19 protein-coding genes are annotated in these 21,277 nt (G+C 64.5%); 2 read left to right on the top strand and 17 right to left on the bottom strand.

The genetic code is table 11. From position 1 onward, the window contains the following. Positions 1 to 51 precede the first annotated feature (51 nt). The 8 genes from purH to dsbD all read right to left on the bottom strand — a co-directional run bounded on the left by purH (position 52) and on the right by dsbD (position 8,967). On the bottom strand, positions 52 to 1,683 hold the full coding sequence (gene purH / locus Q0602_RS08120; RefSeq protein WP_298841376.1) for a bifunctional phosphoribosylaminoimidazolecarboxamide formyltransferase/IMP cyclohydrolase: 1,632 nt from the start codon (positions 1,681 to 1,683) through the stop codon (positions 52 to 54). Positions 1,684 to 1,793: 110 nt separating this feature from the next. Further along, positions 1,794 to 2,039: a DNA-binding transcriptional regulator Fis gene (gene fis / locus Q0602_RS08125; protein WP_110708583.1), complete on the bottom strand. Its 246-nt coding sequence runs from the start codon at positions 2,037 to 2,039 to the stop codon at positions 1,794 to 1,796. 59 nt (positions 2,040 to 2,098) lie between these two features. Continuing rightward, complete coding sequence (dusB, locus tag Q0602_RS08130; RefSeq protein ID WP_295037125.1) at positions 2,099 to 3,133, bottom strand: tRNA dihydrouridine synthase DusB; 1,035 nt, start codon at positions 3,131 to 3,133, stop codon at positions 2,099 to 2,101. Positions 3,134 to 3,323: 190 nt separating this feature from the next. Next, complete coding sequence (gene prmA / locus Q0602_RS08135; RefSeq protein ID WP_298841380.1) at positions 3,324 to 4,223, bottom strand: 50S ribosomal protein L11 methyltransferase; 900 nt, start codon at positions 4,221 to 4,223, stop codon at positions 3,324 to 3,326. 82 nt (positions 4,224 to 4,305) lie between these two features. Continuing rightward, entirely contained in the window at positions 4,306 to 5,649 is a 1,344-nt protein-coding gene (gene accC / locus Q0602_RS08140; RefSeq protein WP_110708586.1) for an acetyl-CoA carboxylase biotin carboxylase subunit, read from the bottom strand. A 21-nt stretch (positions 5,650 to 5,670) separates the two neighbouring features. After that, on the bottom strand, positions 5,671 to 6,138 hold the full coding sequence (accB, locus tag Q0602_RS08145; RefSeq protein ID WP_298841388.1) for an acetyl-CoA carboxylase biotin carboxyl carrier protein: 468 nt from the start codon (positions 6,136 to 6,138) through the stop codon (positions 5,671 to 5,673). Between the two features lie 92 nt (positions 6,139 to 6,230). Beyond that, positions 6,231 to 6,674 carry a type II 3-dehydroquinate dehydratase gene (gene aroQ / locus Q0602_RS08150; protein WP_295037118.1) on the bottom strand — a complete coding sequence of 148 codons (444 nt, stop codon included), beginning with the start codon at positions 6,672 to 6,674 and terminating at the stop codon, positions 6,231 to 6,233. A gap of 286 nt (positions 6,675 to 6,960) precedes the next feature. Next, positions 6,961 to 8,967, bottom strand: a complete 2,007-nt coding sequence (gene dsbD / locus Q0602_RS08155; RefSeq protein ID WP_298841392.1) for a protein-disulfide reductase DsbD — start codon at positions 8,965 to 8,967, stop codon at positions 6,961 to 6,963. Positions 8,968 to 9,249: 282 nt separating this feature from the next. Between dsbD and Q0602_RS08160 the strand changes: the two genes are divergently transcribed. After that, positions 9,250 to 10,281: a DUF2333 family protein gene (locus Q0602_RS08160; protein ID WP_298841395.1), complete on the top strand. Its 1,032-nt coding sequence runs from the start codon at positions 9,250 to 9,252 to the stop codon at positions 10,279 to 10,281. A 121-nt stretch (positions 10,282 to 10,402) separates the two neighbouring features. Here the strand turns inward: Q0602_RS08160 and ppa are convergent, their stop codons facing one another. Then, complete coding sequence (gene ppa, locus Q0602_RS08165) at positions 10,403 to 10,933, bottom strand: inorganic diphosphatase (protein WP_110598259.1); 531 nt, start codon at positions 10,931 to 10,933, stop codon at positions 10,403 to 10,405. Between the two features lie 199 nt (positions 10,934 to 11,132). Between ppa and Q0602_RS08170 the strand changes: the two genes are divergently transcribed. Further along, complete coding sequence (locus Q0602_RS08170) at positions 11,133 to 12,848, top strand: bifunctional protein-serine/threonine kinase/phosphatase (RefSeq protein ID WP_298841399.1); 1,716 nt, start codon at positions 11,133 to 11,135, stop codon at positions 12,846 to 12,848. 167 nt (positions 12,849 to 13,015) lie between these two features. Here the strand turns inward: Q0602_RS08170 and Q0602_RS08175 are convergent, their stop codons facing one another. The 8 genes from Q0602_RS08175 to Q0602_RS08210 form a co-directional block, all read right to left on the bottom strand. Further along, entirely contained in the window at positions 13,016 to 14,299 is a 1,284-nt protein-coding gene (locus Q0602_RS08175) for a TRAP transporter large permease (RefSeq protein WP_295037109.1), read from the bottom strand. Next, positions 14,296 to 14,937, bottom strand: a complete 642-nt coding sequence (locus Q0602_RS08180) for a TRAP transporter small permease (protein ID WP_298841403.1) — start codon at positions 14,935 to 14,937, stop codon at positions 14,296 to 14,298. Before Q0602_RS08180 ends, Q0602_RS08175 begins: the two co-directional genes overlap by 4 nt. An 11-nt stretch (positions 14,938 to 14,948) precedes the next feature. Beyond that, on the bottom strand, positions 14,949 to 15,926 hold the full coding sequence (locus Q0602_RS08185; protein WP_367276942.1) for a TRAP transporter substrate-binding protein: 978 nt from the start codon (positions 15,924 to 15,926) through the stop codon (positions 14,949 to 14,951). Positions 15,927 to 16,454: 528 nt separating this feature from the next. Further along, the gene (locus Q0602_RS08190) at positions 16,455 to 17,279 is read right to left on the bottom strand and encodes a CoA ester lyase (RefSeq protein ID WP_298841406.1); all 825 of its coding nucleotides are present in this window, start codon (positions 17,277 to 17,279) and stop codon (positions 16,455 to 16,457) included. Positions 17,280 to 17,336: 57 nt separating this feature from the next. Then, on the bottom strand, positions 17,337 to 18,536 hold the full coding sequence (locus Q0602_RS08195) for a CaiB/BaiF CoA-transferase family protein (RefSeq protein WP_298841409.1): 1,200 nt from the start codon (positions 18,534 to 18,536) through the stop codon (positions 17,337 to 17,339). 49 nt (positions 18,537 to 18,585) lie between these two features. Beyond that, a complete protein-coding gene (locus Q0602_RS08200) occupies positions 18,586 to 19,962 on the bottom strand; it encodes an MmgE/PrpD family protein (RefSeq protein WP_298841412.1) in 1,377 nt (458 codons plus the stop codon). Continuing rightward, positions 19,959 to 20,354 carry a VOC family protein gene (locus Q0602_RS08205; protein WP_295037098.1) on the bottom strand — a complete coding sequence of 132 codons (396 nt, stop codon included), beginning with the start codon at positions 20,352 to 20,354 and terminating at the stop codon, positions 19,959 to 19,961. Before Q0602_RS08205 ends, Q0602_RS08200 begins: the two co-directional genes overlap by 4 nt. A gap of 8 nt (positions 20,355 to 20,362) precedes the next feature. Then, on the bottom strand, positions 20,363 to 21,277 hold a 915-nt coding region (locus Q0602_RS08210), incomplete at its 5' end, for an acyl-CoA dehydrogenase family protein (RefSeq protein ID WP_298841416.1).

Here is a 21,277-nt window from a genome sequence, read left to right on the forward strand (position 1 = left end):
GCTCGCGGCTCGCGGCTCGCGGCTCGCGGCTCGCGGCTCGCGGCTCGCGGCTTAGTGCCGGAAGTGGCGCATACTGGTGAACACCATCGCGATGTCGGCCTCGTTGGCCGCGGCGATCACTTCCTCGTCGCGCATCGAGCCGCCGGGCTGGATGACGGCGGTGATACCCGCCGCGGCGGCGTTGTCCAGGCCGTCGCGGAAAGGGAAGAAGGCATCCGAGGCCATCACCGAGCCGGCCACCTGGAGTCCGGCGTGCTCGGCCTTGATCGCAGCGATACGTGCCGAATTGACACGGCTCATCTGGCCGGCGCCGACGCCGATGGTCTGGCGCTTGCTGGCGTAGACGATCGCGTTGGACTTGACGAACTTGGCGACCTTCCAGGCGAACACCAGATCGTGCAGCTCCTGCTCGGTGGGCGCGCGCCGGGTGACGACCTGGAGATCGTCGGCGCCGATCATGCCGGTGTCGCGGCTCTGCACCAGCAGGCCACCGTTGACACGCTTGTAGTCCCAGCCGGCGGCGGTTGTCGCGGGTAGCTCTCCGCACTCGAGCAGACGCACGTTGGTCTTGCTGGCGACCGCCTTGCGCGCCTCGGCAGAGATGCGCGGTGCGATGATCACCTCGACGAACTGGCGCGCGACGATGGCGCTGGCGGTGTCGCCGTCCAGCTCGCGGTTGAACGCGATGATGCCGCCGAAAGCGGATTCACTGTCGGTCTCGAAGGCCAGGTCATAGGCCTTGCGGATACCGCCCTCATCTTCCGGCACCACCGCCACGCCGCACGGATTGGCGTGCTTGACGATGACACAGGCCGGCTTGGTGAAGGATTTGACGCACTCCAGCGCCGCGTCGGTGTCCGCGACATTGTTGAACGAAAGCGCCTTGCCCTGAAGCTGCTCGGCGGTGGCGATGCTGGCTTCCCGCGCGCCGGGCTCGGCCGTGTCTGACTCGACCGCACTTGATTCGACATAAAAGGCCGCTTTCTGGTGCGGGTTCTCGCCGTAGCGCATGCCCTGTTTCTTGGTGAACTGCAGCGACAGCGTGCGCGGAAAATCCGGCTCGCCGCTACCGACCCGCTGGCCGAAATAGTTGGCAATGGCGGCGTCATAGGCGGCGGTGTGCTCGAACGCCTTGATCGCCAGGTCGAAGCGGGTCTTGTGACTGACGCCGCCGTCGTGGCTGGCCATATCCTTCAGAACGCGGGAATAGTCTGCGGCGCTGACCACGATCGTGGTGTGCTCGTGGTTCTTGGCGCAGGCCCGAACCATCGTCGGCCCCCCGATATCGATGTTCTCGACGGCGTCCTCCAGGGTGCAGTCGGGCCTGGCCACGGTCTGCTCGAAAGGGTAGAGGTTGACGACGACCATATCGATCGGGTCGATACCGTGCTCCCGCATGACCTCGTCATCCTGCCCGCGACGTCCGAGAATGCCACCGTGAATCTTGGGGTGCAGCGTCTTGACGCGTCCATCCATGATCTCCGGAAAGCCGGTGTGCTCGGAGACTTCGGTGACCGCGATATCGCTCTCCCGCAGCAGGCGATAGGTACCGCCGGTCGATAGCAGTTCGACACCCAGCGAGGTCAGTTCGCGAGCGAATTCGACGACGCCGGTCTTGTCGGAGACGCTGAGCAGGGCGCGACGGACGGCGCGGGGGGCGGTAGAAGCAGGGGGTTGAGACATGCCAGTCCACTCTTGTGCGATGAGACGGCAAGCGCAGCCAGGAGACCCGCGGGTCGTCGGCGGCGTCGCGCGTCCGGGTGGCGCTTCGCTCGGGCGAAGCGAGAGAGAATTTACATCAGGTCGTACTGCTTGAGTTTCTTGCGCAACGTGCCGCGATTGAGACCGAGCAGCTCGGCGGCGCGGGTCTGATTACCTTCCACGTTGCGCATCACGACTTCGAGGAGCGGCGCCTCGACTTCCGCCAGCACCATCCCGTAGAGATTCGAGACGGATTCTCCCTCGAGATGGGAGAAGTAGCGCTCCATGACGCGCTCGACACACTCTCTGAGTGTCGTATGGGATAGCGCATCGGGCATTTGAAGGGAGTCGATCTCGGCGGATGACTCACCATCGAGAGCTAAGGGCTGCCGGCTATTCATGCTGCGTGGATTCCATTACCGATCGCGGCGGCGTCACCGCGAAAGAGTTCATGAAGAAACTCGAATTGTTGTTGGGTCTGCTCGAGACGATTGAAGCGAGAGCGGTGGGCCCGGCCCGGATCGCACGAGGCAAGGTACCAACCGACATGCTTGCGAGCCACCCTGACGCCGAGATAGTCGCCGTAGTGCTCGTGGAGTGCACGTAGATGACGTCCCATGGTGGTGGCGATCTCATCCGCGCTCGGTGGCGCGTGTTCGCGACCGGTGCGCAGGTAGTGCTCGATCTCACGGAACAGCCACGGGTTGCCCTGGGCGCCGCGCCCGACCATCACCGCATCGGCGCCGGTGTAGGCGAGCACTTCCGCAGCGCGCTGCGGCGTGGTCACGTCGCCGTTGGCGAAGACCGGTATCGACACGCGCTGCTTGATGGCGGCGATGGTGTCGTACTCCGCGGAGCCGGTGTAGCGCTGCTCACGGGTTCGGCCATGAACGGCCAGGGCTGCGATACCGGCGTTCTCGGCGAGGCTGGCGACACGCTCCGCATTGCGGGTCTCTGCACACCAGCCGGTGCGAATCTTCAGCGTGACCGGGATGTCGACCGCCGCGACCACGGCCTCGAGGATATCGGCTACCAGGCGTTCGTCCCGCAGTAGCGCCGATCCCGCCGCCTTGTTGCAGACCTTCTTGGCCGGGCAACCCATGTTGATGTCGATGATCTCGGCCCCGGCGTCGGCATTGAGCCGTGCCGCCTCGGCGAGCATCTGCGGGTCGCCGCCGGCGATCTGCACCGATCTTGGTCCTGGTTCGCCGCGATGGATCATGCGCTGCCGGGATTTCCGGGTGTGCCAGAGCCGGCTGTCGGCGGTGACCATCTCCGACACCACGAGACCAGCCCCCAGTTCGCGACAAAGCTGGCGAAAGGGGCGGTCGGTCACCCCGGCCATGGGGGCCAAAATCACGCGATTGGGTAGCGTGTGATGGCCGATGCGGGGTAACGGGCGATCGGTCTGCGGTGACACGGAATCACGCATCGTTACAGGGGCTCAGGCAAAACGGGGAGGCTATGATACCGGTCACCCCGGCTTTGTTGAAGCGCTGTTTGCCGACTCACGACCTAAGCCGCAAAGTGCGCCCGGGGTGTATGAAAATCCTTCAGGCCAGAGCGTTTGGGCATGAAACCGGCCGCCGGCGCGGACGCATGGCAGACCGGTCTCGTAACGTTCAGGCCGCTCGGTGTCCGACGAGGAGAACCCAGCCTTCCTTCTCCTGAGGCTCCTCCATGCGCAGGCCCTGGGCCCGATAGGCGTCCAGCACGCCATCCGCCTGGGCGGCCAGAATGCCGGATAGGGCCAGATGGCCCCCGGGTCCGACCCGGCCGGCGATCGTTGCCGCCATGTCGACCAGGGGGCCGGCGAGGATATTGGCGACGACCACGTCGAACTGCCCCTGTCCGATTTTTTCCGGATAATCCAGGATCAGGCTGGATTCATCGATCCGGTTGCGTTCGGCGTTGTCCCGGCTCGCCTGCAGTGCCTGGGGATCGATATCGACACCGACGGCGGTATCGGCACCGAGCTTGAGCGCGGCGATCGCCAGAATGCCGGAACCGCAGCCGTAATCCAGTACCTGTCGCTGGGCGAGATCCTGGGCGTCGAGCCAGCCGAGGCAGAGCGCCGTGGTGGGATGGGTACCGGTGCCGAAAGCGAGACCGGGGTCGAGCAGCAGGTTGACGGCGTTGGGGTCCGGCGCCTGATGCCAACTGGGCACGATCCACAACCGGCGGCCCATTCGCAGGGGTTCGAAACCGTCCATCCACTCACGCTCCCAGTCGCGATCGGCCAGCAGTTCGTACTCGATCTGCGGTGCGGGGTCCTCCGGCGCCTGTTCGGCCCAGGCGCGCTGGACACGCTCGATCATCGCCTCGACGCCGGTAAGGTCGTCGTAGAGGCCGATGAGCACGGTCTCGCGCCACAAGGGGGTGGTACCCCGGTCGGGCTCGAAGACCGGTTCGTCGTGAGCGTCCTGCAGGGTGATCGCGCTGGCCCCTTCGGCCAGCAGCAGTTCCTCCAGCCATTCGGCCTGCTCGGGGGCGATGGATGCCTTGAGTTGTAGCCACGCCATGAGTCGCTCTCCGGATTGACGGCGGTGACGAAAACGGGGCGGGCTATCGCTGGATAGGCCGCCCCGTTGGGATCGCTCGGGTTCAGCTGAGGCCGAGCTTCTTCTCCAGGTAGTGGATATTGACGCCTCCACGCTGGAAGGCGCTATCGCGAACCAGGTCCTTCTGCAGATCGATGTTGGTCTTGATGCCTTCGACCAGCAGTTCGTCGAGTGCGTTGCGCATCCTGACCAGTGCGATATCGCGGTCCGCGCCCCAGGTGATCAGCTTGCCGATCAGCGAGTCGTAATAGGGCGGCACGCTGTAGCCGGTATAGATGTGGGAGTCCATGCGCACGCCCAGGCCGCCGGGCGGGTGATAGAGGTCGATCTTGCCGGGGGAGGGCATGAAGGTGCGGGAGTCCTCGGCATTGATGCGACACTCGAACGCATGACCGCGCAGCTCGACGTCGGACTGCTTGATCGACAGCGGCTGACCGCAGGCGATACGAAGCTGCTCCTTGACGATGTCGACGCCGGTGACCATCTCCGTCACGGGATGCTCTACCTGAACGCGGGTATTCATCTCGATGAAGAAGAACTCGCCGTTCTCGTAGAGAAACTCGAACGTCCCCGCGCCCCGGTAGTTGATCTCGATGCAGGCGTCGGTGCATGACTTCAGCACCTTGGCACGAGCCTCGGGATCGAGATGCGGCGCCGGCGCTTCCTCGAGTACCTTCTGGTGACGGCGCTGAAGGGAGCAGTCACGGTCGTAAAGGTGGATGGCGTTGCCCTGGCCGTCGGCGAGGACCTGCACCTCGACGTGGCGTGGATTCTCGAGGAACTTCTCCATGTAGACGGTGCCGTCGCCGAACGCCGCTGCGGCCTCCGAACGGGTCACGCTGGCCGCCTTGGCGACCTCGTCGTCGTTGCGCACGACGCGCATGCCGCGACCGCCGCCGCCGGCTGCCGCCTTGATGATCACCGGGTAACCGATACGACCGGCGATACGGCGGATCTCGGCGTCGTCGTCCGGCAGCGGCCCATCGGAGCCTGGCACCGTCGGAACGCCGGCCGCCTTCATGGCGTTGATCGCGCTGACCTTGTCACCCATCAGGCGAATGGTTTCCGCCCGCGGCCCGACGAAGGTGAAGCCGGAGCGCTCGACCTGCTCGGCGAAGTTGGCGTTCTCGGACAGGAAGCCGTAACCGGGGTGAATGGCGCTCGAGTCGGTGACTTCCGCCGCACTGATCAGGGCCGGAATATTGAGATAGGACTGAGCCGAGGCGGCGGGGCCGATACAGACGGCCTCGTCTGCCAGGCGCACGTGCATCAGCTCGCGGTCGGCCTTGGAATGAACCGCCACGGTCTTGATCCCCAGTTCCTTGCAGGCGCGCAGGACGCGGAGGGCGATCTCGCCGCGATTGGCGATGAGTACCTTGTCCAACATGATGGTTTCGCTCGTGTGGCCTTAGTTGATGATGATCATCGGCTGGTCGAACTCGACCGGCTCGCCATCCTCGACCAGGATCGCTTCGATCACGCCATCCTTGTCGGCTTCGATCTGGTTCATCATCTTCATCGCTTCGACGATACACACGGTATCGCCCTTCTTGACGCTCTGGCCGACTTCGACGAACGCCTTGGCGCCCGGTGCCGGCGACCGGTAGAAAGTCCCGACCATGGGGGAGGTCACCGCATGGCCCGTGGGCTGGACGGGAGCCGGCTCGGCGGGGTCCGGTGCCGGCGTGGCCGCGGTACCGGGCCCCTGGGGTGCCGGTGCCATGGCTTGCGGCATGACCATCGGTTGCTGCATGGCACCGAAGCCATTGGGGTGGCGACTGATGCGAACCGACTCCTCACCTTCCTGGATTTCGATTTCGCTGATGTTGGACTCTTCCAGGAGTTCGATGAGTTTCTTGACCTTGCGTATATCCATGGCGATGTCTCGGCTTGGTTGAATGTGACGGTTGAATGTGACGGCTGACCGCGATGGTGCCAGTCACCGAGTGCCCTTCGGCAGATAAAGACTCAGGCGCGATCCAGTTGCGAAAGTGCGGCTTCCAACGCGAGGGTGTAGCTCTCGGCACCAAACCCGGCGATGACGCCTCGGGCGACATCGGTGAAGTAGGAGTGGGCGCGGAAGGGCTCGCGGGCGTGCACGTTGGAGAGATGCAGTTCGATGAACGGGATATCGACCCCGGTCAGCGCATCGCGCAACGCCACGCTGGTATGCGTGAAGGCGGCCGGGTTGAGCAGGATGAAATCGATGTTCTCCTGCCGCGCGCGGTGCACGCGCTCGACCAGCTCGTGTTCGGCGTTGGATTGCAGCCACTCGAGTTGATGACCGGTGCTCAGCGCGCGCTCGGTCAGGCGCACCCGGATATCCTCCAGCGTGGTCGTGCCATACACCGCCGGCTCGCGAGTGCCGAGCAGATTCAGGTTGGGACCATTGAGAACCAGGAGTCTAGCCATGACCGTCCTTGCGCTGTTAACCCGTTCATGAATTGCCGAGATCGCGTCACTTTGCTGCAAGATGGCGTCTTCGGCGCACCGTTTTCGTTGGTGTCGAAGTTTGCCGAAAAAGACTGGGGGTGTCCACCCTGACCATCGAACGATGTTCGGTAACCTATGGCCACGAGCCACGAGCCACGAGCCACGAGCTACGAGCTACGGGCTAAGAGCTAGGAGCTACGAGCTAAGAGCTACGGGCTACGAGTCACGAGCTACGGGCCACGAGTCACGAGCTACGGGCTAAGAGCTACGAGTCACGCGGCGGGCCGTCAGACCCGGTCTCCTGCACCCGTCGCTGCACCGCCTCCAGGTGGCTGACCAGTGCCGGGGCATCGATTTCGCCCTGGACGCGAGCGTCGCGGATCTCCTTCCCGTCGCTGAAGAACAGCAGTCCCGGCGGCCCGAACAGGCTGTAGCGATCGAGCAGTTCCCGGCTGGCGGCCACGTCCCGGGTGACATCGGCGCGAAGTAGCGTGAAGTCGGCCAGACGATCGGCCACGGCTGGCTCGGGGAACACCCTCTGTTCCATCACCTTGCACGAAATGCACCAGTCGGCGCTGACGTCGACCATGACCGGGCGCCCCGCGGCGCGGGCCGAGGCCAGCGCCGCATCGAGCTGGTCGGGATCGTCGACGGTCTGGAAGGTGGGGCGCGCCACATCCGACGCCGTCCGTGCATCCGTTCCGGCCAGGGGCTGCAACGGATCGCCACCGCCTTGGGCCGCACCCCATATCATCGCCGTGCCCCACACCAGCAGCGCCCAGCCCGCCGCCTGGCGTGCCCGTGGCCAGCCGGCAGTGGTTCTCATGTCCAGTGCGCCGAGTGCCAGCGCGCATCCCAGCGTCAACGCGCCCCACAGCAGCAGGCCGACAGGGCCGGGCAGCAGGCGCTCGATCAGCCAGATGGCGACGCCGAGCAGCATCACGCCGAACACCGCCTTGACGCCCTGCATCCAGGCGCCGGTACGCGGCAACCACTGCCCACCAAAGGTGCCGACCAGAATCAGCGGCACGCCCATCCCCAGCGCGAGTGCCAGCAGCGCCAGGGCGCCGCCCAGCGTCTCGCCGGTGGTGGAGATGAACACCAGCGCGCCGGCCAGAGGCGCGGAGACGCACGGCGACACTACCAGTACCGACAGGGCGCCGGCCGCTGCCAGTCCCGCCGGGCCGCTACGCTGGAGCCGGTTCTGCCAGGCATCGATCCGCTGGCCGATCGCGCTGGGCAGGCGCAGGTCGAAAGCGCCGAACATCGCGATGGCGAACAGTGCGAACAGCAGCGCGAAGGGGATCAGGACCCAGCCCGACTGGAGCCGGGCCTGCAGATTGAGCGAGGCACCAAACATGCCCATCAGCGTGCCGAGCAGGGTGAATGTCGCGGCCATGCCGGCGACGTAGCTTGCCGACAGCGCCAGCGCGCGCCCCCGCCGGGCGTTCTGGCCCACGATGATGGCGGTCAGGATCGGCAGCATGGGGAGCACGCAGGGGGTGAAGGTCAGCCCCAGTCCGGCGAGGAAGAACAGACCCAGGGCGCTCAGGCCAATGCCAGCGTCGAGCAGTGACCGGAATTGGCCGTCGGCACCGGCACTGGAGAGCGTCGAGGACTCGCCGGCCGCAGCTATCGGGGCCGAGGTCGATTGGACGCCATCGGAGGCGCGGGCGGGGTTGGCGAGTGGCACGTCGCCGCCGGATGACGAAAAAGGATCGCCGGCATCCTGCCCGATCGGCGAAGCCTTGGCGTCACGGGTCGCGTCGGTATATGCCGCTGGCGGCGGGCCGGCCTTGGCCTCCAGCTTCCAGTGTTCGGGAGGGTAACAGAGTCCCGCATCGGCGCAGCCCTGGAAGGTGAGGGTGACGGGGATCGGGCGATGGGTATCGGCGGCGTCCTCGACTTTCGATAGCGGCGCGCTGATCTCGACCCGGTCGTGAAAGACATGCACGTCGCCCAGGTACGGATCGTGCTTGAACTCGCCCGGCGGCAGGTCGAGCGTACCCAGCATCACGCCGGGTTGACGGCTCTCCAGCGCGAAACGGTGGCGATAGAGATAGTGGCCCGGTTCGTTGCGCATGCCGACGTAGACGCGTTCATCGTCATGCCAGGCGTACGCGTGAAAGGCCTGGTCGACCGCAAGAAACTGCGCGTCGCTCTGGGCGAAGGGAGGCTGCCGTTCCCGTTGAAGGGCGTCGGCGTGGGCAGCGCCCAGCGGTGCCGACAGACAGCAGCAAAACATCAAAACCAACCAGTAGAAACGCGACATTCGCTAATGGGTATCCCGACGACGGTTGAGGCTTGGCCCTGGCGGGCGGGCAGTGGCGGCAGAGCCGCGTGAATCGATGCGTCTTTCGATCGCACGGGGGCGGAAAAGTGCCATCGACCGCGCCGCTGGACCCGGCCCGGCATGCAGCGAAAGGCGGGCTGCGCGTCACGGGGAGCATGATAGGATAGAGTCATATCGTCTCCCAACCCCGTTCAGGTCGGGCTAGCGCAGACGGCCTTTCTCGACATGTTCTCCAACCTCTCGAAATGACAAGGATCGTCCATGGCTCTATTGCGCAAGAAGAAGGCGCCACTGTCGCGCACCGAGGTTCTCGAAACGCCCCAGTACGGCTGGATCTGGAAGCCGCTGGTGGGGCTGGTCGTCATCTACCTGCTGGTCTGTATCGTGCTCGGTATCTGGTGGAGCTGGACGCCCGCGCCCACGGACCCGAAACAGGCAGTCGAGATGCAGCGAGGCTTCCCCCAGAGCGTCGACACCGGCGGAGAAGAGAAACCGATACCGCCGGGCGAAGCCCTGTTGGCCAGCAATATCTCGATTCTGGATACGCTGCTTCACAAGCCCGGCGGTTACCTGCGCAATGACGTCATGCCGCCGGGCCTGTGGCTCGACAACATGCCCAACTGGGAGGCGGGCGTCACTCGGCAGGTTCGCGACGCGGTCGCCATGCTGGGCGGCGCGCTGGCCGTGGGAAATGCGCCCTTGAGCCAAGCCAACGAGTCGCTTGGCGGCGATCTCGACAGCTGGCGCTGGCCGGCATCCGAGACCCTGCTGAAGTCGGCGCGCAACAACCTGGGCGAAGCCTTCACCGCACTGGAGAATAGTGCCGGGCCGGGTGAGCCGACCCAGGATGCGGCCGCCTCGACCGAGCCGCCGGCTGGGCCCGATGCCGCGGCGCTGGCCGAGTGGCTGGCCCAGGTCCAGCAGCGGTTGCAGACCCAAACCCGGCAACTGGCTGCCAACGTCGGCCAGTCGCCGAGTGGCGACCAGCAGACCGACAGCACGCCCTGGCTTCGAATCGACAACGTGTTCTTCGAGGCGCGTGGAGCGACCTGGGCGCTGGCACAGCTGCTGCAGGCCGCCAGGCTCGACTATGCCGAGGTGATCGATGGCAGCGGTGCCGGTGACGATTTCGACCAGCTCATCGCGGAGCTGAAGAGCTCCCAGGCCCGCGTCTGGAGTCCGGTCATTCTCAACGGCTCCGGGTTTGGACTGTTCGCCAACCATTCGCTGATGATGGCCAACTACACGGTGCGGGCGTCCCAACTGGTCGAGAAGATCCGCAACCAGCTCTGATCGCCGGGTCTCAGAGGGTGCGCCACAACGTCAAACGCCGCTTCGGCATTGATGCCGAAGCGGCGTTTTTTCGTCAGCCGAGCCTCGAACGGAACCCGAGGCTCGGCAGTGGGCGTGACGCTTACTCGTTCTCGTAGGCGCTCACTGCTTTCTCGATGGCCTTGCGGGCGGCATCGGCGCCGTCCCAGGAGTCGATCTTGACCCACTTGCCTTTCTCGAGATCCTTGTAGTTCTCGAAGAAGTGGGCGATCTGCTGACGCAGCAGCTCGGGCAGGTCGGTGACCTCGTGCACGTCGTCGTAGAGCGCGCTCAGCTTCTCGTGGGGCACGCAGACCAGCTTGGCATCCTCGCCGGCTTCGTCCGACATGTTCAGCACACCCACCGGGCGGGCGCGGATCACGCTGCCTGGCTGGACCGGGTAGGGCGTGACCACCAGAGCATCGAGGGGATCGCCGTCGTCGGCCAGCGTGTTCGGGATGAAACCGTAGTTGGCCGGGTAGAACATCGGCGTGGCCATGAAGCGGTCGACCACCAGTGCATCCATCTCCTTGTCGATTTCATACTTGATCGGTGCGTGGTTGGCGGGAATCTCGATCGCCACGTAGACGTCGTTGGGGAGATCCTTTCCGGCGGGAATCTTGTCGAAACTCATCGTTGAGTCCTTGCGGTTTGCAGGTTGAACACCAGCGGGCGAAAATCCGGGGAATTATACGAACAGGCTAGGCCGATTACCAACCCGGGCCGCGAACCGCCATCCGGAGACACCGACGTCCAGACGCCGATGTCACTGGTGGCGTGGGCCCCGGGACAGGGTCATCCGCGCCGTTCGTCGACCAATCGGGAGAAAGCCGTTGTCGAAAAGCTCACTGTCGTTGACCTACGGTCAGGCCTTCGTCGCACCGGATCTGCATCGTCATCGTAGCTCGATGTCGGTCCAGATTCCCCAGGGCGAACAGTTGGTCTCCAAGGGTGGCTGTGCGCTGATCAGCGACTCCACCTGGCGCAACTCGATCGCCAAGCAGGCCGGCGATCTCAGTGTGCGGGGATTCCTCGCCGACTACTACTCGACCCCTGAGCACTGGGACATCAAGACCTCCGCGACCCGCGTGCTACGTGCCCTGAACAGCTGGTGCCACAGCCAGAGCGGCTATATCGAAGGCGGGAGTTACATCTGCTCGCTGTCGGCGATGATCTTTCATCAGCATGACGCTCACCTGTTCCACATGGGCGATACCCTGGTCTACCGCATCCGGGGGGCGGAGTTCGAGCAACTGACGCGGGACCACGTCACCGACCTGGGCGGGTATCGCTACCCTTCCCGGGCGCTGGGGATGGATGGCCACGTGGACATCGACTACTCGACCTTTTCGCTCAAGCAGGGCGATCTGTTTTTGTTCATGACCCAGGCTGTCCGCGGCACCCTGGTGCCGTCGGAGTACGTACAATTGATCCGGGCCGACGTCAGCGATCTGGACGCCGCCTGCGAGCGGCTTGCCGAGGCGGCCAACCAGCGGGCCATCGAGCGCGGCTACAACGCCAACCAATTCTGCTTCCAACTGGTTCGTGTCGACCGGCTCTCGGACGACGAACCGGACGAGCCGCCGCGGGTCTTTCACCACCTGCCGGTGCCGCCGGAGCTGTCCAAGGGCGAGCGGCTCGACGGCCTGGAAGTCGTCGATATCCTGTCGCGAACCGCCAAGGCCCGACTCTACCGTGTGCGGGACGTGCGCAGCGGCCGCGACATGGTGATGAAGGCGCCCAGCCCCGAACTCTCCACGCGCAACGTCTATCTCGAGCACTTCGGCCTGCAGCAGTGGGTCGTCGAAAGGGTCAACTCGCCGTTCGTGGTCAAGGTGATGGAGCCGGCTCGGCCACGACGTTATCTCTACTATCTGATGAGCTACGTCGATGGCGAAACCTTGACCGAATGGCTGGGACGACACCCTCAGGCCAGTCTCGAGCAGCGTCTCGAAATCGCGCGCCAGCTGGTCAAGGCAGTACAGGCGCTGCATCGCCACGACGTCCTGCACCAGCACATTCATCCCGACAACATCCTGATCGACCGGCATGGCAACCTGCTGCTGACCGATTTCGGGGCCTGCCACAAGCGCGAGGGCGACGCCCAGGGCGAAGCACGTCAACTGGCGCGTCAGGTCGGGCTGACCGAGCACAGCGCGCCGGAGTATGCGCTGGACACCGAGGTCGGTCGGCGCAGCGACCAGTACTCGTTGGCTTCCACCATCTACTGGATGCTCACCGGCCACCTGCCTTATACCCTCCTGCCCAATCATCTGCGCAGCCATACCGATCTGGAGCAGATGACCTACCGGCGCGCGCAGTTGAGCAACCCGGCGATCAGCGGTGATCTCGACGATGCGCTGCGCCGCTCCCTCGACCCGCTGCGGGCGCTGAGGTTCCGTCGTATCACGGAACTCGCCTATCATCTGCGCCCCGCGCCGAAAGGCGACGAAGAGGGGCGGCGTCCGTGGCGGGAACCGGCCAACGTGTGGCAGGCCATCGCCACCGTGCTGCTGCTGCTGCTGATTCTGTCCTGGTGGTTGAAGTAACGCCGCTCGATTCGTCGGACGGCGAGGTCGGAACGCCGGAAGAGGGTAGAAGAGGATGGACGCCAATAAAGAGGGTGGGCGCCAGTGAAGAGGGTGGACGCCAGTGAAGAAAGAGGGCGCCGCGATGGCGCCCTTGATGGTGGCATGCCGCGAGTTCGTCTCGTCCGCTACGGCATCCCCAGCCAGTTCGGCAGACCCAGCGAGAGGAAGGGCACATAGGTCACCAGCAGCAGGAAGCCGAGCAGCAGGAACAGCCACGGCGTTGCCGCCCGGATCGTGCGTGTCAGCGGCATGCCGGTGACGGCCGATGCCACGAACAGGTTCAGGCCCACCGGTGGCGTTACCAGGCCGATCTCCATGTTGACCACCATGATGATGCCGAAGTGGATCGGGTCGATCCCCAACTGGGCGGCGACCGGGAACAGGATCGGGGCCAGGATCAGAATGATCGCCGACGGCTCCATGAACGACCCCGCCACCAGCAGCACGATATTCACCACCAGCAGGAAGGTGATCGGCGAGAAACCCTGCTCGACGACCCACGCCGTGATGGTCTGCGGGATCTGCTCCGTGGTCAGGACATGGGCGAACAGCATCGCGTTGGCGATGATGAACATCAGCACGACCGAGAGCTTGGCGGCGTCGAGCAGCACGCCGGGGCACTGCCTGATGGTGATGTCGCGATAGACGAACAGCGCGACGAAACCGGCATAGACCGCGGCCACGGCAGCGGCTTCGGTGGGCGTGAAGAACCCGCCGTAGATGCCGCCCAGCACGATCACGATGGTCAGCAACCCCCAGCTCGCCTTGCGGGCGGTGGCGAGGAACTCGCCGATCGATGGCCGTGGCAGGGCCGGCATCTTCTTGATCCGGGCGACGATATAGATCGCGACCATCAGGATCAGGCCCAGCAACAGGCCGGGCACGATGCCCGCGACGAAGATCTTGCCGACGGAGCTTTCGGTGACCGTGGCGTAGACCACCATTACGATGGAAGGCGGGATCAGGATGCCCAGGGTGCCGGCGTTGCAGACGATGCCGGTGGCGAAATCCTTGGTGTAGCCGGATCGCGCCATCCCGGCGATGACCACCGAACCGACGGCGGCGACCGTGGCCGGAGACGAACCGGAAAGGGCCGCGAACATCACGCAGGCGAGCACCGAGGCGATCGCCAGGCCGCCGCGAATGTGGCCGACGCAGGCATTGGCGAAATTGATCAGACGTTTCGCGACGCCGCCGCTGGTCATGAAGGCGCCGGCTAAGATGAAGAACGGGATTGCCAGCAGGGTGTAGTGTTCGGAGGTCTCGAACAGCTTGATGGCCAGCGAACTCAGTGAGTCCTGGCTGAACAGCATGATGGTCAGCGAGCTGGCGATGCCCAGCGAAAAGGCGATCGGCACGTTGATGAAAAGCAGGCCGAAGAGCACCACGAACAGAAAGGCGATGGTCATGTCGGCTTCTCCTCGGTACCAGCCTCGTCCTGGAGTTTCAGGGCGTCGGTGGATTCGTTGCTCAGTTCCATGGTGATCTGCTGGCCGCGCAGCATCCGGATCAGGACTTCGATCAGGCGTATCAGCACCAGGGTGAAACCGATCGGCACGATGATCGTGATGTGCCACTGCAGAACCCCGTACTGGTCCAGGTCCTCGGCACCGATGCCGGCACGCATCAACGCCATCACCCAGCTGTAGCTGGAGACGGCGAACAGTGCGGTATAGGCGATGCAGATCAGGCAGGTGAGGATACCCACGCCCCGTCGTGCACGTTCCGGCATCAGCCTGACGAGCAGGTCGACGCCGATGTTGGCGCCGATGCGCACGATATAGGCGATACCCAGGAAGATCAGCCAGGCGAAGCACGCCTTGGTCAAGGCGATGCTCCAGGTCATCTCCTGGGCCAGGTCGATGATGAAATCACCGATCGCGAAGAGCGGCGTTTCCGCGAACGGGAACCAGTCCGCCGCATCGTAGAAGACGGTATAGAGGTTGTTGACCATCACGTAGCTGAAGGTCACCAGGGTCATGAGGGCGAGGAGGAAGGCCACCAGGCCCTCCTCCAGATGCGCCCAGGCACGCAGGAAACGTGTCATGGTCGGCTCGGTTACTGGGTGGTTTCAGACTGGGTGGTATCGGACTGATTGGCGCCTTGGGCAGCCTCGATCAGGTCTTCGCCGATGGCGTCCTGGAACTTCTCCCACACCGGGCGAACCGCCTCGCGCCACTCTTCGCGCTCTTCCGGCGTCAACTGGATGATTTCGCTGGTGCCGGCATCGACGATCGACTGCTTGGCTTGTTGGTTGAGATCGTAGGCCTGCTTGTTCACCTTCTGGCTGACGTCGGCCAGGATATCTTCCAACTGGCTGCGGATGTCGTCCGGCAGTCCGTTCCAGAAGTCGGCGTTGGTGATCACCATGTAGTCGATGATGCCGTGGTTGGACTCGGTGATGTACGGCTGCACCTCGTGCATCTTCTGGCTATAGATGTTCGACCAGGTGTTTTCCTGACCGTTGACCACACCAGTCTGCAGCGCTTGGTACACCTCGCCGAAACTCATCTTGCGGGGAACGGCGCGGAGCTCCTTGAACTGCTCGTCGAGCACGTCGGAAGCCTGCACGCGGAACTTGAGGCCGCGGGCATCCTTGGGTTCGCGCAGCGGCTTGTTGGCAGAGAGCTGCTTCATGCCGTTGTGCCAGTAGGCCAGCCCCTGAATGTTGCGATCCTGCATCGAGTCGAGCAGGCCCTGCCCGGCGTCGGAGTGCTGGAAGCGGTCGACGGCATCGATGTCGTCGAACAGGAACGGCAGATCGTAGAGTTGCAGGCTGGGGCTGTACTGCTCGAACTTGGCGAGCGAGGGGGCCAGCATCTGCACGTCGCCGAGCAGCAGCGCTTCCATCTCCTTGCCATCGCCGTAGAGCGATGAGTTGGGGTAGACCTCGACCTTGACGCGGTCGCCGAGCTTCTCCTTCACTTCCTCGGCGAACATCTTCGCGCCCTGGCCCTTGGGCGTGTTCTCGGCCACGACGTGGGAGAACTTGATGACGATGGGGTCCTGCGCCTGAGCAGTCGCGACGCCACCCATCAGGATGGCAACTCCGATCGCGCCAACCACTGTTCTTGGATTGATGAGAGACATGGCATTTCACTCCTGAGTTTGTTCTGTCGTCTTGGCGTCCTCGATGACGCCTTATTGGCGATGCCAGGCGGAGTATGCGGATAATTATCTCGATTCGTATATTCAACCTTCGGTGGGACTCGACACCATCGGGTCGATAAAGATAGCGCCTTTTTCTGGTTTAAAAAGTTTAAAAAGTCGGAGCTAGGTGGTGAAAATCTCTGGGTTTGGCGTGATGTCAAAAACGGAAAAATCTTAAAATTCAAATGACAATGTCTGTTTCATGAATTTTTTGACGTCCAGTTCATGACTTATCGCGGACACAATTTCATGGTCAATCACCGTCGCCGGATCGGGGGTATTCCGGCAGGTTATCGCGGCGGCCAAACTCAAGGTCACAGAAGTTAACGCGGGTCAGCGTCGTCAGAAAAGAGGTTCCGCCCGAGCTGGCGGCGCGGTGGTGATGCTCGCCGCCAACGGTTGCGGTATGGCCTTTCAGCCCCGGTCGGCAGCGGCAACGAGCCGTCGGGCGCGGGCCATTACCGGGGCGTCGATCATCTGTCCGTCTACTTGGCCGGCCCCGGCGTCCTGCTCGGCCGCCTCGATCACACGCGTCGCCCAGGCCAGTTGATCTTCGGTCGGCATGAAGGCCGAGTTGACGACCGCGACCTGGTGCGGGTGGATGCAGAGCACGCCGCCGAAACCCATCTCCACCGCACGCCTGGCAGCCCGTTCGATGACGCCCATGTCACGAAACTCGGGATGTACCGTATCGATCGGCGGTGCGAGCCCGGCCAGTCGTGACTGCACCAGCAACTGGTAACGGGCCTGATTCAGCATCCAGTCGCCGCCCTCGCTACCCGACTCGATACCCAGGTCGAGCCCCAGATCCAGGGCGCCGAAGCTCAGCTGGACGACACCGTCGACTCGCGCCAGCTTGTCCAGATGGTCGAGGCCCTTGGCACTCTCGATCAGTGGAATCATCGGATAGCCGAGGGCCTCCACCTGGGCCAGACTTCGGGTGCTTTCCGCTTTGGGAACGACGAGCCCGGCGATACCCCTCTGATCCCGGCAGAGCGCGAGATCCTCGAGAAAATCATCGGTGTCCGCGGCATTGATCCGCACCCAGACGGCGCCCGGCGATGCCGTCTCGAGAAAGTCACCCAACGCCTGGCGGGCCATCGGTTTCGCTGCTGGCGCGACGGCATCTTCCAGATCCACGATCACGATGTCCGCACCGCTGGCCAGCGCCTTGGGGATGCGCTCGGGGCGGTTGGCCGGCACGAACAGTGCCGAGCGGGGGGGAGTGGGGGAAATCATGGGCGCTTTTCCTCGCAGGATCGAAGGGAATGATGGGAATCGAATCGAAAAAGACGGTCAGATCGTACCGGCCTGGCGCAGCGTGTTCACGTCTTCGGCGGCGTACCCCAACTGCGCGAGAATAGCACCGCTGTGCTCGCCGAGTGCGGGGACGGCGTCCATGCGGGGCTCGTAGGCCAGGTTGCGTCCGGGTGGCAACGTGGCAGGCACCTGCCCGCCGGGCGTCATCACGTCGCGCCAGCGGTCTCGGGCCGCCAGTTGCGGATGGTTCCACACGCCGGCCATGTCATTGACGTGGGCGTTGGCGATCTGGGCGCGATCGAGTCGGGCGATCACCTGTTCCGCCGTGAGTTCGGCAAAGACCTTGTCGATCAGCGCCCGCAGGGAGGCGCGATTCTCGGAGCGCTTGAAGTTGGCATCGAAGCGTTCGTCCGTGGCCAGCGCCGGTTGCTCCAGCACCTTGTCGCAGAACAGCTGCCATTCGCGCTCGTTCTGGAGCCCTAGCATCACGGTGCCGCCGTCGCCGGTAGGGAAGGGGCCGTAGGGGTAGATCGTGGAGTGGGACGCACCGGCACGCGGCGGCGGCGTCGCGCCGTCGAAGGCGTAGTACATCGGGTAGCCCATCCACTCGACCAGGCTCTCCAGCATCGAGACGTCGATATGCGACCCCTCACCGGTCCGCCCGCGGAGCAGCAGCGCCGAGAGAATGTTGCTGTAGGCGTACATGCCGGCGGCAATGTCGGCCACCGAACAGCCCGCCTTGGCCATTTCGTCCTGCCCGGGGCCGCCGGTGACGGAGAGAAATCCCGCCTCGCTCTGGATCAGCAGGTCGTAGGCTTTCTTGGTCTCGTAGGGTCCGCCTTCGCCGTAGCCGGAGATATCGCACACGATCAGCTTGGGGAACCGCGCGTGCAGGGCGTCGAAGCCGAGCCCCATCCTGGTGGCGGCGCCTGGCGCCAGGTTTTGCACCAGCACGTCCGCTTCCGCCAGCAGGTCATCGAGGATCGGTTTGGCAGCCTCGTGCTTGAGGTTGAGCGTAAGGCTCTCCTTCGATCGGTTGGTCCAGACGAAGTGCGATGAGAGACCGTGTACGCGTTCGTCGTAGCCGCGGGCGAAGTCGCCGACGCCGGGGCGCTCGACCTTGATCACCCGGGCGCCCTGATCGGCGAGCTGTCGCGTGCAGAAGGGCGCGGCGATGGCATGCTCGAGGCTGACCACGGTAATGCCATCCAGGGGGCGAGGGGATTGAGCGGTCATGACAGCTCCTGTTCGAGAGATAAAGGTTCGCGGGTTGGCGGCAATCGGCTCACAGCAGCGGCTCGAGGCGCGCCACCAAGGGCAGGCTCCAGGCGTGGGCGATCAGCCTGGCGACCTCGTCGTCATCGGCGGCGCCGGAGAAGCTGACCAGACGGCGGAACTTCGCCTCCAGCTCTTCCCGGCTCAGGGTGTTGCCCGGATCGCCCTTGGGTTCGTCGATGGCGGCGCTCAATCGGCGGCCGTCGCGGGTGGTGACCTCGATGCGTCCCAGCCAGCGTCGGGGATAGGCACTATCCACCTCGGGGTCCAGCACCATCGACACACGCTGGCGGAAGCTGGCCACTGCCGCGTCCTGGAGGGCGTGATCCCGAAAGCTGGCCAGACTGGCATCGCCGTGCACGGCGATGAGGCCGAGTACGCTGCCCATCGAGAACTTGGCCTGGTGGATGGTGCGCGGATCGACCACGGGGCCGAGCACGTCGATCGCGGCCTGATGGACTCTGGCCGTGACCGCCTCGATATCGCCGTGGGTGAGAGATTCCCGCTGCATCAATGCCAGCAGGGCGTCCGCCGCCGGATGCGTATGCCGGCAGGAAGCGTGATATTTGAATGAGGTCTCGACCAGCGCCCAGCGTTCGCCGAGGCGATCCGTCAGCCGGCTAGGATCGGCATCGGTGGACATCCCGGCCGCCATTCCCTGGGGCCCGTCGAGGATATGCCGGGCACCGGTCAGGCCGCTCTGGGTCATGTAGGCGGCCAGGAGCCCGTCCGAGGCGGCCTTGGCCGTGTGCAACTGCTTGGAGTCGGCGGCATCGCGCAGAAATTCCCACAGCCCGGCAGCCTGGGTGCCGGCGTTGCCGAGCAGATTGACGAAACCGTCGGTGTCGAGCCCCATCAGCTTGCCGGCGGCCACGGCGGCAGCCAGCGTGCCGGCGGTGCCGGTGGTGTGGAAGATGCGATAGTGCGAGCGGCCGAGGAACTCGCCGATCCGAATCCCCGCCTCGTAACCGGCCACGGCGGCGGTGATCATCTCCTCGCCGCTGCTGCCCAGATCCTGGGCGGTCGCCAGCGCGGCGGGGAAGACCACGGTGGCGGGGTGGAGGACGGAGCTGTTGTGCAGATCATCCTGCTCGACCACGTGCGACGCGGCGGCGTTGACCAGCGCGGCGAAATGCGGCGAGGTCATGCGGCGATCGGTCAGTTGCTGACAGCCGCCGTCGCTGGGACCCATGAGCTTGCTGTACTGCTCGAACAGCGGGATCGGCGCGTGATTCCTGCCGGCCAGTGCCGAGCCCAGCCAGTCCAGATAGTAGGCCTGGCAGCGCTCGACGACGTGTTGCGGTATCCGGGCGTAACTGAGTTCAGCCAGGAAGCCTGCCAGTTCACGCGTTGGATCACGGGTTTGATCATGGACTAGGTCATTCATCGCGGACGCTCCTCGATTCGATTGGCGATCTCGATCAGGTTGTCGTCGGGGTCGCGAACGTAGACGGACCGGATCGGGCCGGTGGCGCCGGTCCGATCCACCGGACCTTCGATGATCGTGATCCCTTCGGCCTCCAGGTGGGTGATCACCTCTTCCAGCGGTGTCTCGCTCAGAAAGCACAGGTCCGCCGAGCCCGGCGTGGGGCGGTCGGCCTTGGGTTCGAATTCGCGACCGTGACGATGCAGGTTGATCTTCTGCTCGCCGAAGCCCAGGGCGATCCGGCCTTCGCCGAAGACGACGCGCTCCATGCCGAGGGCGCGGACGTAGAAATCGCAGGTGACGTCGATATCGGCCACCGTCAGCACCAGGTGGTCCAGCCGTGAGATCTTCATGGGCAACCTCAGAACGAGCGTGGCAGGTCGAGCAAGTGCTCGGCGACGTAGGAGAGAATCAGGTTGGTGGAGATCGGGGCGACCTGATAGAGGCGCGTCTCGCGGAACTTGCGCTCGACGTCGTACTCGGTGGCGAAGCCGAAGCCGCCGTGGGTCTGCAGGCAGACGTTGGCCGCTTCCCACGAGGCCTTGGCCGCCAGGTACTTCGCCATGTTGGCGCTGGCCCCGGCCGGCCGGCCCGCATCGAACTCCTGGCAGGCGCGCCAGCGCATCAGGTCGGCGGCTTCCACCTCGATATGCGCCTCGGCGATGGGGAACTGTACGCCCTGGTTCTGGCCGATCGGGCGATCGAAGACGACGCGCTCGTTGGCATAACGGCTGGCCTTGTCGATGAACCAGCGGCCGTCGCCGATGCACTCCGCCGCGATCAGGGTGCGCTCGGCATTGAGTCCGTCGAGGATGTAGCGGAAGCCCTTGCCTTCCTCGCCGATCAGGCTGTCCGCCGGCAGTTCGAGATTGTCGAAGAAGAGCTCGTTGGTCTCGTGGCCAACCATGTTGGCGATGGGCTGGACCGTCATGCCATTGCCGGTCGCCTGATGCAGGTCGACCAGGAAGATCGACATCCCCTCGGACTTGCGCTTGACCTCGGCCAGCGGGGTGGTACGAGCGAGCAGAATCATCAGGTCAGAGTGCTGGATGCGCGAGATCCACACCTTCTGGCCATTGATCACGTACTTGTCGCCGCGCTTGACCGCCGTGGTCTTGATCTTGGTGGTGTCGGTGCCGGTAGTGGGCTCGGTGACGCCCATCGACTGCAGGCGCAATTCGCCGCTGGCGAGCTTGGGCAGGATCTCGGCCTTCTGGGCGGCGCTGCCGTGCTTGAGCAGCGTCGCCATGTTGTACATCTGGCCGTGGACGAAGCC

The organism is uncultured Salinicola sp., assembly GCF_937921195.1.
In the GTDB taxonomy this organism is placed as follows: Bacteria; Pseudomonadota; Gammaproteobacteria; order Pseudomonadales; family Halomonadaceae; genus Salinicola.

Coding starts and splice junctions, on each gene's coding strand:
- purH (WP_298841376.1), bottom strand. CDS start 1,683: ATGTCTCAACCCCCTGCTTCTACCGCCCCCCGCGCCGTCCGTCGCGCC.
- fis (WP_110708583.1), bottom strand. CDS start 2,039: ATGCCCGATGCGCTATCCCATACGACACTCAGAGAGTGTGTCGAGCGC.
- dusB (WP_295037125.1), bottom strand. CDS start 3,133: ATGCGTGATTCCGTGTCACCGCAGACCGATCGCCCGTTACCCCGCATC.
- prmA (WP_298841380.1), bottom strand. CDS start 4,223: ATGGCGTGGCTACAACTCAAGGCATCCATCGCCCCCGAGCAGGCCGAA.
- accC (WP_110708586.1), bottom strand. CDS start 5,649: ATGTTGGACAAGGTACTCATCGCCAATCGCGGCGAGATCGCCCTCCGC.
- accB (WP_298841388.1), bottom strand. CDS start 6,138: ATGGATATACGCAAGGTCAAGAAACTCATCGAACTCCTGGAAGAGTCC.
- aroQ (WP_295037118.1), bottom strand. CDS start 6,674: ATGGCTAGACTCCTGGTTCTCAATGGTCCCAACCTGAATCTGCTCGGC.
- dsbD (WP_298841392.1), bottom strand. CDS start 8,967: ATGTCGCGTTTCTACTGGTTGGTTTTGATGTTTTGCTGCTGTCTGTCG.
- Q0602_RS08160 (WP_298841395.1), top strand. CDS start 9,250: ATGGCTCTATTGCGCAAGAAGAAGGCGCCACTGTCGCGCACCGAGGTT.
- ppa (WP_110598259.1), bottom strand. CDS start 10,933: ATGAGTTTCGACAAGATTCCCGCCGGAAAGGATCTCCCCAACGACGTC.
- Q0602_RS08175 (WP_295037109.1), bottom strand. CDS start 14,299: ATGACCATCGCCTTTCTGTTCGTGGTGCTCTTCGGCCTGCTTTTCATC.
- Q0602_RS08180 (WP_298841403.1), bottom strand. CDS start 14,937: ATGACACGTTTCCTGCGTGCCTGGGCGCATCTGGAGGAGGGCCTGGTG.
- Q0602_RS08185 (WP_367276942.1), bottom strand. CDS start 15,926: ATGGGTGGCGTCGCGACTGCTCAGGCGCAGGACCCCATCGTCATCAAG.
- Q0602_RS08190 (WP_298841406.1), bottom strand. CDS start 17,279: ATGATTTCCCCCACTCCCCCCCGCTCGGCACTGTTCGTGCCGGCCAAC.
- Q0602_RS08195 (WP_298841409.1), bottom strand. CDS start 18,536: ATGACCGCTCAATCCCCTCGCCCCCTGGATGGCATTACCGTGGTCAGC.
- Q0602_RS08200 (WP_298841412.1), bottom strand. CDS start 19,962: ATGAATGACCTAGTCCATGATCAAACCCGTGATCCAACGCGTGAACTG.
- Q0602_RS08205 (WP_295037098.1), bottom strand. CDS start 20,354: ATGAAGATCTCACGGCTGGACCACCTGGTGCTGACGGTGGCCGATATC.